This window comes from Geodermatophilus saharensis (genome assembly GCF_900188205.1).
Classification (GTDB): Bacteria; Actinomycetota; Actinomycetes; order Mycobacteriales; family Geodermatophilaceae; genus Geodermatophilus; species Geodermatophilus saharensis.
This window is the reverse complement of the sequence record NZ_FZOH01000002.1, coordinates 744,930-757,411: the sequence shown is the minus strand read 5'-3', so window position 1 is coordinate 757,411 and position 12,482 is coordinate 744,930. Positions and strand designations below refer to the sequence as shown.

General features: G+C 70.9%; 10 protein-coding genes. 4 read left to right on the top strand and 6 right to left on the bottom strand.

Annotated elements, in window-relative coordinates; genetic code table 11:
* Positions 1 to 30 precede the first annotated feature (30 nt).
* From CHC04_RS07860 to CHC04_RS07850, 3 genes are all read left to right on the top strand, one after another.
* Positions 31 to 1,437: a hypothetical protein gene (locus CHC04_RS07860; RefSeq protein WP_089403266.1), complete on the top strand. Its 1,407-nt coding sequence runs from the start codon at positions 31 to 33 to the stop codon at positions 1,435 to 1,437.
* Positions 1,424 to 2,272, top strand: coding sequence for a gasdermin (locus tag CHC04_RS07855; RefSeq protein ID WP_089403265.1), 849 nt, complete (start codon positions 1,424 to 1,426; stop codon positions 2,270 to 2,272). Before CHC04_RS07860 ends, CHC04_RS07855 begins: the two co-directional genes overlap by 14 nt.
* A gap of 1,022 nt (positions 2,273 to 3,294) precedes the next feature.
* Entirely contained in the window at positions 3,295 to 4,374 is a 1,080-nt protein-coding gene (locus CHC04_RS07850; RefSeq protein ID WP_089403264.1) for an alcohol dehydrogenase family protein, read from the top strand.
* Between the two features lie 61 nt (positions 4,375 to 4,435).
* Here CHC04_RS07850 and CHC04_RS23480 read toward each other — a convergent pair whose 3' ends face one another.
* Positions 4,436 to 4,657, bottom strand: coding sequence for a hypothetical protein (locus tag CHC04_RS23480; RefSeq protein ID WP_141233718.1), 222 nt, complete (start codon positions 4,655 to 4,657; stop codon positions 4,436 to 4,438).
* 129 nt (positions 4,658 to 4,786) lie between these two features.
* Between CHC04_RS23480 and CHC04_RS07845 the strand changes: the two genes are divergently transcribed.
* Complete coding sequence (locus CHC04_RS07845) at positions 4,787 to 5,626, top strand: IclR family transcriptional regulator (RefSeq protein WP_245817053.1); 840 nt, start codon at positions 4,787 to 4,789, stop codon at positions 5,624 to 5,626.
* Positions 5,627 to 5,682: 56 nt separating this feature from the next.
* On the opposite strand, the gene CHC04_RS07840 is transcribed toward CHC04_RS07845, so the two are convergent.
* The 5 genes from CHC04_RS07840 to CHC04_RS07820 form a co-directional block, all read right to left on the bottom strand.
* On the bottom strand, positions 5,683 to 6,771 hold the full coding sequence (locus CHC04_RS07840; RefSeq protein WP_245817052.1) for an FAD-binding oxidoreductase: 1,089 nt from the start codon (positions 6,769 to 6,771) through the stop codon (positions 5,683 to 5,685).
* Between the two features lie 217 nt (positions 6,772 to 6,988).
* Positions 6,989 to 7,846, bottom strand: coding sequence for an IclR family transcriptional regulator (locus CHC04_RS25210; protein WP_089403261.1), 858 nt, complete (start codon positions 7,844 to 7,846; stop codon positions 6,989 to 6,991).
* 42 nt (positions 7,847 to 7,888) lie between these two features.
* Positions 7,889 to 9,151: an aromatic ring-hydroxylating oxygenase subunit alpha gene (locus tag CHC04_RS07830; protein WP_176449866.1), complete on the bottom strand. Its 1,263-nt coding sequence runs from the start codon at positions 9,149 to 9,151 to the stop codon at positions 7,889 to 7,891.
* 178 nt (positions 9,152 to 9,329) lie between these two features.
* Positions 9,330 to 10,505, bottom strand: coding sequence for a M24 family metallopeptidase (locus CHC04_RS07825; RefSeq protein WP_176449865.1), 1,176 nt, complete (start codon positions 10,503 to 10,505; stop codon positions 9,330 to 9,332).
* 146 nt (positions 10,506 to 10,651) lie between these two features.
* Positions 10,652 to 12,421, bottom strand: coding sequence for a BCCT family transporter (locus CHC04_RS07820; protein WP_245817051.1), 1,770 nt, complete (start codon positions 12,419 to 12,421; stop codon positions 10,652 to 10,654).
* Positions 12,422 to 12,482: the final 61 nt, after the last annotated feature.

The window sequence follows — 12,482 nt, the reverse complement described above, 5'->3', positions numbered from 1 at the left end:
GGAGATGCGCCTCCCTCCGACCCGGTTCGCGTGACGACGATGACCGAGCCTCCGCCGCTGCTGGATCCGGCGCGGACCGCGCGCGAGCTGGACGCCAGACTGACGTCGCTGGAGGCAGAGCTGAGGTCCTGGGGCGAGGCCACGACCGGTCCCGACGGTCCCCTCCGTCGCCACCACACCCAGATGGCAGCGCTCGCCGGCACCCTCGCGGTGGCCGTCACGGACGTCCGGACATCCCTCGACAGGATCGGCCGGGCGTTGTCCCTCCTCGATCGCGCGGCCGGCCTCGACCGGCGGATCCTGGACCTGCACCGCCTCTGGGGTTTCTTCCGCGACAAGCTGTCGCTGCGATTCGTGCCCTGGCTCCGGGACTCGCTGGTGACCGCCGATGATCTGGCGTGGGAGTGCTACAGCCCGGTGCAGGCCTTCCTGCCCGCGGAACAGCGCAGAGAGCCGCCGCTGACGTACTTCACCGGCGGCGCGAGCCCGTTCCTCATGCCCCGGGGCACGCTGCTGGTCGTGGAGCCACTCCCGGACGGGGGGCTGCGCGAGCCGGACTTCGCCGAGGCCGTCCGCGCTGTTCCGGTCCCGCTGATCGGGCTGCCCTGGTTCCACGCGTTCCACCTACCGGATGCGCCGCTGCTAGCGCACGAGGCCGGCCATGCGGTCGAGAACGACCTCGGTCTGGCGACGCAGGTGCGGTCGCTCATCGCGGGCGCGGTCCCGGACGCCCGCCGCGCGGCCTGGAGCGCCTGGAGCTCGGAGATCTTCGCGGACGTCTACGGCGTCCTGGGGTGCGGGTCCGGGTTTTGCCGCGCGCTCTCGGCGTTGCTCGCTACGCACCCCCGCGGTATGGCCGGTGACCTGCGGGAGGAGGCCGACTGGGGCAGCTATCCGACGCGGACCCTCAGGGTCCTGATCGCCGCTGCGGTGCTCGAGGAGGTAGGGATCGTGCCTGCGGCAGGCTCCGTCACCGAGCAGTGGCGGCAGGTCTACGCGGATCGTCCGCACACCGACTTCGAGGACGACGTCGAGGTGGTGGTCCGCGCCCTCCTCACCGGCCCCTACGACGCCCTGGGCGGCGCCGGGCTGGGCGACGTCCTGCCGTACCAGCAGGAGGACGAGAACGCGGTGGCAGCGGCCGCGGAAGAACTGGACAGCGGGCTGAGCCCCAGCGCCCGGCAGGTCCGCCACGTCGCAGCAGCCGCCCGACTCGCCTACGACCGGAACCCCTGCGCCTATGCGCGCAACGAGACCACCCTCGTCGCGCTCAACTGGATCGGCCAGATGCCGTCGGTCGCCGAGCGAGACGAGCAAGAGCCGCCACCGGAACCATCACGAGGGCCGCGGAACGATCTGGCAGGGCACCGGCTCGCGGCGCTGCTGGGCGCCGCCGCAGACGCACGCGAGAGAGGAGACGGCGATGTGCCGGCGTGACACTCAGGACCTACTCGTCCGAAGGTTCCTCGACAGCTACTCGGTCAACCTGCTAGCGATGCCAGGGCGGCGGGTCGGGTGCGGGAGCGTGTATGTCAAGGCCGGGTCGCGCATCTCGGCCCCCGGTCACCTGAGCGACATCGTCGAACCGCCGATCTCACTGCCCCAACCGTTCCACGAGGACGACCTGGCGGACCTGTCCGGTGTGTGGTCGGACTCCGTCTCCATGAACGTAGGCCTCGGGTTGCTCGACAACTACCTGGCGGCACTCGGGGCTGCGGGCCTGGTCGACTCGCTGCAGGCGTCGTTCGAACGCACCGGCGCCCGGCACGTGGCTTTCCGGTTCAATCGCGTGAGCCGGGACTCGATCAGTCCGACCGGCCTGGGGCGAGCGCTCGTCGATCGTCGCTTCACGACCGGGAACCCGTGGGTGAGTGCGGGCAACTCCTACTACGTGGTCGGCGCGGTGCTGCGCAGCAGCTCGATGTCAATCCAGGCACGTGACGACAGTGGCGCCTCCATCGGTCTCGGAGCCGGTTTCGCCACCGTGGCGGATGCGAACGTGAAGGTGGCGGTGCGGCAGGAGGGCTCGTCCGAGGTCTCATTCACCGGGTCGACCCCGCTGGCCATCGCGGTGGAATTGTACGAACTCCGCTGGGACGCTGAGCAGGCCGAGTTCGGCTTCCGCACCTCCAAGGGACCGCTCCGTCTCCAGGGTCTCGATGAGGACGCGCCGCCCGAGCCCGTCTTCGCCACCGACGAGGCGCTGATCGTCGTCGAAGAGCCGGATCCCCGGGCCGGCACGGACGTGGCTGCCCACGTCGCCCGCTCGTGATGTCGCTCGCGCTCATCGGCGTCGTACCGACCGGACCATTGAAGCGATCAGCCATCGAAGACCGCGGCCATTGCGGACGATCATTGCGCGTGCCAGGTCCAGTGGAAGTTCGGGCCAATGCGGCAGCGGTTGTCGCCACGGGGTTGTGCCGGTGGAAGACGTCCCCGTGTTCGGCCGATAGGCCGATGGGCCGAGCCGAACTCGCCATGCAGGCGTCGGTGGGTGAACCAGTCGATATACCCGGCGACGGCGATCTCGAGGCCGCCAATGCTGTTCCTCGGCCCCTTCTTGCGGACCGGTTCCGCGTTGAGCAGCGAGTTGACGCCTCAGTTAGGCATTGACGCTCCTACGTCCGTCAAGCCGTCCGCCGGGGGGAAGGAGCGCCCAGGTCTCGCGCGAGCAGGCGCTTGAGACAGCGAATGATCTCCGCTTCTGTCTTGCCCGCGAGGATTCGTCGAGCGATGAACGGCCCCAGCACGTCCGGGGATCCCGCCCTTGAGGAATCTGGATCCATGGCAGGACGACGGGCAGTACCCACCGGAGTTGCGCGAGCGGGAGGTTCGGCTGGTCGCCAAGTGCCGCTCGGACTTCGCCTTGGAGGGAGAGGCGAAGCGCTCGGTCGCGTAGAAGCTGCGCATAGGCACGACCGAGACGGTGCGAGGTGACCCAGGGCAGGCCGGCCCGGCCCAGGGCCTGGCGGAGGTCGCCGATGGTGTTGCTGGGGTCGGGCAGCTGGCCGTTCGGGCCCACAGCACGTCGAGCACCTCGGTGGGCGTACCGGACGTGCCCCGTCCCCGGGCGCCCCGGCAGCAGGCAGCAGACTGCTCTGCGCGGTGGGATCGGCGTGGACTCCACCGACCCGGACGGCTCGCGCTCCCTCGCGGAGGTTGCGAGGAGCCGGTCGGGGCCGGTGGACGTTCTTGTCCGTACCGGTGTTCGGCCATCGCCGACCACCGGTGCGCACGACCGCTCGACCTGCGCCGGGCGCAGGGGGAGGAGGCAGGATCATGTCGCCACGGACGATGGCCGCCGTCCTGCTCACGGGCCATGGCGGGCTGGACAAACTGGAGTACCGGACAGACGTACCGATTCCCCGCCCCGAGAAGGGTGAGGTGCTCATCCAGGTCGCCGCCGCCGGGATCAACAACACCGACGTCAACACGCGGATCGGGTGGTACTCGAAGTCGGTCACCTCGGAGACCGGCGCAGGTGGGACGGCGGGTCTCGATGCCGTCGAGAACGTGGACGCCACGTGGTCGGGTGCAGCTCTCCTGTTCCCGCGCATTCAGGGTGCGGACGTCTGTGGCCGGATCGTCGACGTGGGCGAGGGCGTCTCGCGCGACCGCATCGGCGAACGAGTCCTCGTGCGCACCATGCTCCGCACGCCCGTGGACCACCGCCCGTTCGAGTGCTGGACCTTCGGCAGCGAGTGTGACGGCGGGTTCGCGCAGTTCGCGGTCGCTCCCGCTCAGGAGACGTACGCCGTTCGCAGTGACTGGAGCGACGAGGAACTGGCGGCCATACCGTGCGCCTACTCCACGGCGGAGAATATGCTGCACCGGGCCGCGCTGGGGGCGGAGCGGGTGCTGGTGACGGGCGCCTCGGGGGGCGTCGGACTCGCTGCCGTGCAACTCGCGAAGCGCCGGGGCGCCACGGTCATCGCGGTCTGCTCGGCCGTGAAGGCCGCCGGTGTGATGGCGCAGGGCGCTGACCGGACCGTCGACCGGGGCGAGAACCCGGTCGACGCCCTCGGCAGGGCCTCCGTCGACGTGGTGATCGACCTCGTCGGCGGCCCTCAGGCCGGGCAGTTGCTGGACGTCCTGCGGCCAGGTGGCCGGTACGCCATCGCGGGCGCCATCGGAGGGCCGATCGCCGAGATCGACCTGCGCACGGTGTACCTCAAGGATCTCTCGCTCTTCGGCTGCACGTTTCAGGAGGACGAGGTCTTCGAGAACCTGGTCCGGTACGTCGAACGCGGAGAGGTCAGGCCGGTGATCTCTCGCACGTACCCCCTGGCGGAGATCGTGTCCGCGCAGGAGGACTTCCTGACGAAGGGGCACGTCGGGAAGCTGGTGCTCATCCCGCCGGCTCCGGATGCGTGACCAGGACCGACATCGGACGGTCCCACAGCGGGAGAGAGACGGCGTGAAGACCGCGCGGATCTCACTCCACACCGACAGGTTGCGTCTTGCCGAGCTCGCAGGCGGTGTACGGCCTGCCGCGGTGGGAGTGGTGCACCAGCCCGGGCGCTGGTTGGCGGGCGAACAGCGCCATGCCGACGGCGTCGACGACCAGCTCGGTGCGCAGGTGGTCGGCCGCCGCCCCGCCCACGACCCGGCGGGTGCAGACGTCGACGACGCTGTGCGGTGGCCGTAGTCGCCCCACCGGCGCCGGTGGATGCCCTCGATACCGTCCAAGCGCACGAGCCGGGCGCGGATCTCGGCGGTCAGCCGGCGAGGGGCGTGGACCCGGCGGTGCGCAGACCAGGCTGTGCGGGCGCCCGGCGGTGCGGTCGTGTCGTTCGTCCGCAGCCGGTGGCCTCGACGGCCGGGCTACGACTACGTTCCCGCCATGCAGGACAGTCGCTCGTGGCGGGACAATTCGGTGCAGTCGGTGGATCGGGCGATATCGATCCTGCAGGTGCTCGCCCGCCATGGCGCCGCCAGCGTCACGGAGATCGCCGGTGAGCTCGGACTGCACAAGTCGACCGTGTTCCGCCTGCTCGCCACCCTGGACGCGCGCGGATTGGTCGAGCAGAACGCTGAGCGCGGCAAGTACCAGCTCGGCTACGGGGTGGTGCAGCTGGCTGCGGGAGTGACGAAGACCGGCAGCCTCTCCCTGCTCGGTCTCCCGGTCTGCCGGGAGCTCGCCGAGACGGTGGGCGAGACGGTCAACGTGGCGGTGCGCGACGGTCGGTGGGTCGTGAGCGTCGACCAGGTGATCGGCGCCGCGGCAGTGACGACCGTGAACTGGGTGGGGCAGCGCAGCCCCATGCACGCGACCTCGGCCGGCAAGGTGTTCCTGGCGCACATGCCGCCCGAGCAGCTGGACGCCGTGCTCGCCGAGGACCTGGAGAGGTTCACCCCGCACACCGTGGTGGACCCGATCGTCCTCAAGGAGCAGCTCGGGCTCGTCCGGGACCGGGGCTACGCCTCGACCAGCGAGGAGCACGAGGTGGGCCTGGCGGCGATCGCGGCTCCGATCCGCTCCATCGACGGCGGTGTGGTCGCCGCCGTCACGGTCTCCGGGCCCACGTTCCGGGTCAACGAGGACACGATCCCGGGCCTGGCCAAGCACGTCCTCGCGGCGGCCGACGAGATCTCGCAGCGCAACGGCCATCCCAGGCGCGGCTGACGGGGCGGCACGGGGCCCGTCGCAGGCTGGGCCGGTCAACGACGTGCACGGGCGGGTCAGGCGTCGATCCGCAGGTCGCTCAGCGGCTTCGAGCAGCAGATGAGCAGCTTGTTCTGCGCGATCTCACGCGGCCGGATCCCACCCTGGTGCTGCATGTCCACGGCGCCCGAGAGGACGGTCGTCTTGCAGGTGCCGCACATGCCTTGACCGCAGGACGAGGGAGGGGTCAACCCGGCCGCGTATGCGGCGTCCAGGACGTTCTCGTCGGCGCCGCAGCGGAACGTGCGTCCGCTGCGGACGAACTCGACGGAGTAGGCGACGGTCTGCTCTCCAGCGCTCGCCGGCTGGGACCCGTCGGTACCGGCGGCGTCGGCCGGTGCGGGAGTCGCCCGCATCGTGAGCTCCTCGAAGGAGAAGGACTCCTCGTGGTACCGCGTCATGTCGAAGCCCGCCGCGACCAGCATGTGCCGGACCGCGGCCATGTACGGGGTGGGTCCGCAGCAGAACACCTCGCGCTCGTGGAGGTCGGGCGCCAGCACGCGCAGCATCTCGCCGCTCAGGAAGCCCCGCAGCCCGACCCACGGCTCCCGCGGGGAGTCCCGCTCGCAGACGTGGGCGACGCGAACGGTGGGCGCCGTGCTCGCCATCACGTCGAGCTCGCGCCGGAAGATGATGTCCGACGGCGTCCGCGCGCTGTGCACGAACAGGACGTCGGTGTCCGCGCCGAGGTCGTACAGCGTGCGGGTCATGGACATGAGCGGGGTGACGCCGCTGCCCGCCGACAGGAACAGGTACTTGCCTGCCGGATGCTGGGCGGGCGAGAAGAGCCCGAACGGTCCGTCGGCCGAGATGCGGTGACCGGGCCTCATGGTGTCGTGCAGCCAGTTGGAGACCAGCCCTCCGGGCTGTCGCTTGACCGTGATCCCGATCAGGTGGGGCCGCGTGGGCGGCGTGGAGATCGTGTAGCACCGGTCGACCGCGCGGCCGCCGATCTGCAGTCGCAGGGTGAGGAACTGGCCGGGGTGGTAGTGGAACAGCGCGGGATCCCCGGACTCGAACAGGAACGTCTTGACGTCGTGGGTGACGTCGAGGACCCGCCGGCACACCAGCGTGGAGTCGTCGGTCTCTCCCCAGACCGGGAGCACGGACGGGTGGGGTGTCAGGCCGGCGTGCCCGCCGGCGGGGGGCGGTGCAGGCGGGCCGGCATCCAGTACCGCCACGGGGCTGGGAGACGCGGTCATCGGAGAGCCTCTCGACGTGCGGGCTCGGGCACCGGGTGCCGGCCGGCGACGGGCAGGGTGGGCAGGGTCGGGCGCAGGCCCGGGTCGGGCCGCCGCGCGGAGGAGTCCGCACGGCGCCGGGTCAGAGGGCCCGGGCGCGCTCCCTCCCCTGGTGGAGTGCCGACTCGATGCGGCCGGCCGCGCGGGCCAGGTGGTCGGCCGCTCGTCGCGCCCGGCGCCCGTCGAGTCGCTGCGTGGGACCGCTGACGGTGAGCACGCCGACGAGCTCGCCGGCCTGCCCGTAGACGCCCGTCGCGACGCCCGACAGGCCTTCTTCCGCCTCGTCCATGGAGAGGGCGTGTCCCCGCTCGCGGACCCGGTGGAGGTCGCCGCGCAGCCCGTCGGCCGTGGTGATGGTCGAGGGGGTGAGACGCACGAGCGGCTCGCGGAGGAAGCGGTCGAGCTGCTCGTCGTCGAACGTGGCGAGCAGCACCTTCCCGCTCGCGCTGGCGTGCAGCGGGAACCGCTGTCCGACCCAGGATCCCGGTCGGAGATGGTGGGGTGCGTCGACCTGGTGCACCAGGTCCAGTCCTCCGTCGGGGGCCACAACGCTCAGCGTCCCGGTCTCCCTGACCGCGGCCACCAGCTCGCCGAGGACCGGGCGAGCTGCCTCCAGGAGGAGGAGACCCTCGTCGGTGCTCCGGGCCAGCCGCAGCAGTTCCGGGCCCAGGAGCACCCGGTCCTCGCCGGCAACCCGGAGGAGGAAGCCCTCCTGTTCCAGCGTCTGGATCATCCGGAGCGCCGTGGCCCGCGGGAGCCCGGCAGCCCGGGCCAGCGACGAGACGTTCGCCCTGTGGTCGTCGGCCGTCGCGCGGAGGAGGGTGATGGCCTTCCTGACCGACTGGTTGAGCTTGGCTCCTTCGTCACCGGTCCTCGTGCGGCCTCGAGGTCCCGGGCCCGGCAGCGCCGACGGTCTCGTCAGGTCTTCCGTCTCGTCCACGTTCCACCTCTGCGGTTCTGCGGCCTCGACCGTCGATGCGTCCTAGCGGGACAGGTGAGCGGCCAGCCGGGAGACGTACCAGGTGACGAAGGCATCGACGTCCCCCTCCACCGTCGAGTAGGGGCCCGGCCGGTAGCCGGGGTCCTCGACACCCCTCTGGGTGCGGGCCACCAGGGTCCCGTCCTGCTGGTTCGTCGCCTGCCAGACCCTGGTCAGGGTGGCCACGTCGTAGTCCACGCCCTCCACCGCGTCCGGGTGGACCAGCCAGGTCGTCCGCAGGAAGGTCCGGTCCGGGCCGAGCGGCAGCACGGAGAACACCACCGCGTGGTCGGCCAGCAGGTGGAACCACGAGTTCGGCTGCATGTGCAGGGACAGGTCACCGAACCGGTCCGTGGTCATGGCCCCCATGAGCCTGCGGCACACCGACTCGCCGTTGGTGTTGAACGACTTGCCGGCACCGTCGAGCGGGGCGTGGGAGAGCTGGAACCCCGTGGCGCGGGTGTCGAGTTCCCGAGCTCCCTCGATGGGGAAGCCCTGCCGGACGCACGCCGACCGGAGAGCGGCGGCGGCCTCGTCGTAGCGCTGGTAGGCCGGCCGCAGCCGCGGCGGGACGTCCTCGGCGGTGTAGCCGAACAGGGGGAAGTAGGCGCTCACCAGCTCGGGGTGGCCGTCGCAGTGGTAGCACTCACGGTTGTTCTCCATGACGAGCTTCCAGTTGCCGGCCTCGACGATGTCGCTCTGGTGGGCGACCTTCGCCTCGCGCAGGCCGTACGGGGCCAGGTACGGCTCGATGCGGGCGGCGACCTCGTCGAGGTCGGCCGGTGGGTCGTCGGCGAGGCACAGGAACACGAGCCCGCTGATGCTGCGGACCTGGACCGGCCTGAGGCTGAAGCAGCTGCGGTCGAAGGAGGCCGGCTGGTTGTCGGCGTGCATCAGTCGACCGTCGACGCCGTAGGTCCAGTGGTGGTACGGGCAGACGAGGTTCCCCACGCTGCCCCGCGGCTCGTCCAGCAGTCGCGATCCCCGGTGCCGGCACACGTTGTGGAAGGCGCGCAGCTCCTCGTCGTCGTCCCGGACGATGATGACGGAGTAGCTGCCCACCGTGACGGTGACGAAGTCGCCCGGTTCGGGGAGCTCTGCCTCTGTGGCCGCGAAGAGCCAGTGCCGGGCGAAGATCGCGCTCACGTCCAGGTCGAAGACCTCCTGGCTCGTGTAGAAGGGCGCTTCCAGGCTGTACCCGGGCACGCGTCGTCCCACCAGGTCGACCAGGTCGTGTCCGGTGGGGCGCTCCAGCTGCATGGTCATGTGCGTCTCCTGGTGGGAGGTGACGAGCTCGCCGACCGCGGGGCAGGTGCGGCGTCGACCTGATCGGTCACCCGTCGGCACCCTGGGCACCGCTCAGTGGATGGGGGTGTTCACTGAGTGAGTGGAGCACGCCGGCTCGTCGTGAGTCAACAGCGCGCGGAGTCGGTCAGAGAGTCGGTCAGAGGCCGGACAGGCGCTCGTCGTGGGGTGCGTGGCTGAGCAGCTCCACGCCGCCCTCGGTCACGAGGACCTGCTCCTCCAGCTTGAGACCCTCGGACTCCCCCTCGATCCCCACGTACGCCTCGACGCTGAACACCATCCCGGCCTCGATCTGGCCGGCGTGGTGGTCCTCGAAGACGATGGCCGGGTACTCGTCGCTCAGCCCGCTGCCGTGGGCGATGAACGGGTACCGCTGCGGGTGATAGGCGCGGGGGAGGCGACGGCTGAGTCGTTCCCCCACCTCGTCGAAGGCCGCCCCCGGCTTCAGCTCACCGATGATCTCCGCGAGGAAGGCCTCGGCATCCGCGTACAACCGCTGCTGTCGCGCGGTGGGCCTCGTGTCGGCGACCAGGTACGTGCGGGACACGTCCGCGAGGTAGCCGGCCGGGCCGACGAGGTCGGTGTCGAAGGCGACGAGGTCGCCGGGTTCGATGCGGCGGTCGCCGGCCTCGCGGAACCAGGGGTTCGTCCGCGGTCCGGATGACAGCAGGCGCGCCTCGACGTACTCGCCACCCAGGGCGAACGCCCGCCCCGTGAGCACCGCCCACGCCTCGTTCTCGGTCATGCCCGGCCGGAGGGTCCGGTGCAGGTGGGTGATCGCTGCGTCGCAGGCGCGCAGCGATCGGCGGATGAGCTCAATCTCCGCCGTTCCCTTCAGGGCGCGCGCCTGTTCGATCGCCAGCTGCACCGGTGCGAGGTGCACGCCGGCCTCCTGGAGTGCCAGGAACCCGTACGTGTCGAGTCTGTCCACCCCGATCCGGGCGTCCCGGATCCCGCGCTGGCGCAGGACGTCGACCACCTCTGCCGCGAACCGTTCGGCTCGGCCCCGGGCGCGCTCGGCGGACCCGAAGACCGACCAGCTCGTGGCCGTCCGTGTCTCGAGGTGCGGATGGGGGGACACCAGCTCGGCCGGTGCCGAGGCGTACTCCCACAGGATCGGCTCGCCCTCGGCCGGGACCAGCACGTAGCGGTCGATCACGTGCAGCGTCCAGACCGGCATGGTGGAGGTGCCGGAGACGTACCGGATGTTGACGGGATCGACGAGCAGGGCCGCTGCCAGGTCGTGGCGGCGCAGCGCGTCGCGGGTGCGGGCGAGCGCGTGTTCCACGGCGCCGCGGACCAGTGCGGCGCTCACCTCGGGCTGTGCCTCGCGGGTCCGGGCCGACGCCACCGACCGTGGCGCGTCGTACCGGGGCCTGCCGGCCCGGGGGAACGACGTGCCGGGTGACCGGGTCATGCGCGGTCGTGGACGGGGGATGGGTGGCGGGGGTCCACCGTGCCTCAGATCCGTGTCCGGGACGCCGTCGGTTCGCGGGTGGGCGGGGCACCGTTCCCCGGGTCGGCCGGAGCCGGCTGGGACGGGTCCGGTTGCTGGGCCCTGTTCGATCGCATCCCCGCGACGACCGTGCGGACCCCGGGCGGGACCGTGCTGACGACCGGCTCAGCGCGCAGTTGCTTGATCAGGCTGTAACAGACCCCGAGCATGACGACCAGGAACGGGACGCCGAACACGATGACCGTGGTCTGGATCGCGTCCAGCCCACCGGCGAGCAGCAGAGCGATCGCGACCGCGCCGATCATCGATCCCCACGTCACCACCAGCCAGGTCCGGGGGTGGAGCGAGCCGCCCTGGGAGAGCATCCCGAGCACCAGGGACGCCGCGTCCGCTCCGGCGACGTAGAACAGCAGGATCAAGACGACGACGAGCACCGCGGTGAGGGTCGAGAACGGCATCGCGTCGAGCATCGTGAACAGGGTGTTCTCGACCCCCGTGGCCAGCGAGCCGGCCATGTCGGTGACCCCGGTCAGCTGGAACCGGATGGCGGTGCCGCCCATCACGACGAACCAGATGGTGCTGACGAGGGTCGGGACGATCAGCACGCAGATCACGAACTCGCGGATGGTCCGACCTCGCGAGATCCGCGCCATGAAGGTGCCCACGAACGGCGCCCACGACATCCACCACGCCCAGTAGAAGATCGTCCAGCCGGCGAGCCACTCGCGGCCGCCGGCGGCGCCGGTGCGGAAGGACATGGGCACGAACTGGGCCAGGTAGCCGCCGAAGGACTCGACGAGGGTGTTCATCAGGAAGATCGTGGGCCCGAAGGCGAACACGAAGACCAGCACCCCGACGGCCAGCCCGGCGTTGATGTTCGCCATCCACTTGACGCCCCGCTCGGTTCCGCTGACCGCGGAGAGCACGAACAGGGCGGTCAGCACGACGATCACCACGATGCAGACGGTGTTGCTCTGGGGGGCGTCGAAGACCCGCGTCAGCCCGCTGTTGATCTGGAGGGCGCCCAGTCCCAGGGACGTGGCCGCCCCGAACGTGGTGATGAACAGCCCGAAGATGTCGACGGCCCGGCGGGCAGGGTGCGAGGGGTCCTTCCGGGGGAACACGATGGAGCTGAGCAGGTTGGGCAGGCCCTTGCGGAACGTGGCATAGGCCAGGGCCAGCCCGACGACGCCGTACAGCGCCCACGGGTGCAGCCCCCAGTGGAAGATCGTGTACTCCAGGCCTAGTTCGGCCGACTCGGGCGTCGCGGGCTCGGCGAGGTCCAGCGGCGGGGTGAGCAGGTGCGACAGCGGCTCGGCGACGCCCCAGAAGATCAGCCCGATGCCCATGCCGGTGGCGAACATCATGGAGATCCAGGAGACGGTGCTGAACTCCGGGCGCTCGTCGTCGCGGCCCAGTCGGATCCGCCCGTAGCGCGAGAGGGCGAGCAGCAGCATGAGCGCGACGAAGCCGACGGTCACGAGCACGTACACCCAGCCGGTGGCGTCGATCATCTTCGCCAGGACCGTCGAGGCCGCGGTGGCCAACGAGGTCGGCGAGAGGACACCCCACAGCACGAACGCCAGGGTCAGGGCGAGGCCGGCGATGAAGACGGTCCGGTCGACCGGCTGGTCGACGTCGGCGGCCCGCGGGTGCGTCCGGTCGTCGTCGGGCGCGGCGTGGACGAAGTGCTGGACGACGACCGTCTCCTCGACCGCCATGTCGCCGTCGGCGGCTCGGGGGCGCTTCGGGTGTTCGGGGCCGTGGGGGCTCATGAGACACCTCTCGTTTCGCAGGGCGCTTCCGTCGCGCCATACGAAACAATGTGAGCTGGAC

Excerpts from the sequence above, each read along its gene's own strand:
- CHC04_RS07820 (WP_245817051.1), bottom strand. The coding sequence starts at position 12,421 with ATGAGCCCCCACGGCCCCGAACACCCGAAGCGCCCCCGAGCCGCCGAC.
- CHC04_RS07850 (WP_089403264.1), top strand. The coding sequence starts at position 3,295 with ATGGCCGCCGTCCTGCTCACGGGCCATGGCGGGCTGGACAAACTGGAG.
- CHC04_RS07830 (WP_176449866.1), bottom strand. The coding sequence starts at position 9,151 with ATGACCATGCAGCTGGAGCGCCCCACCGGACACGACCTGGTCGACCTG.
- CHC04_RS07855 (WP_089403265.1), top strand. The coding sequence starts at position 1,424 with ATGTGCCGGCGTGACACTCAGGACCTACTCGTCCGAAGGTTCCTCGAC.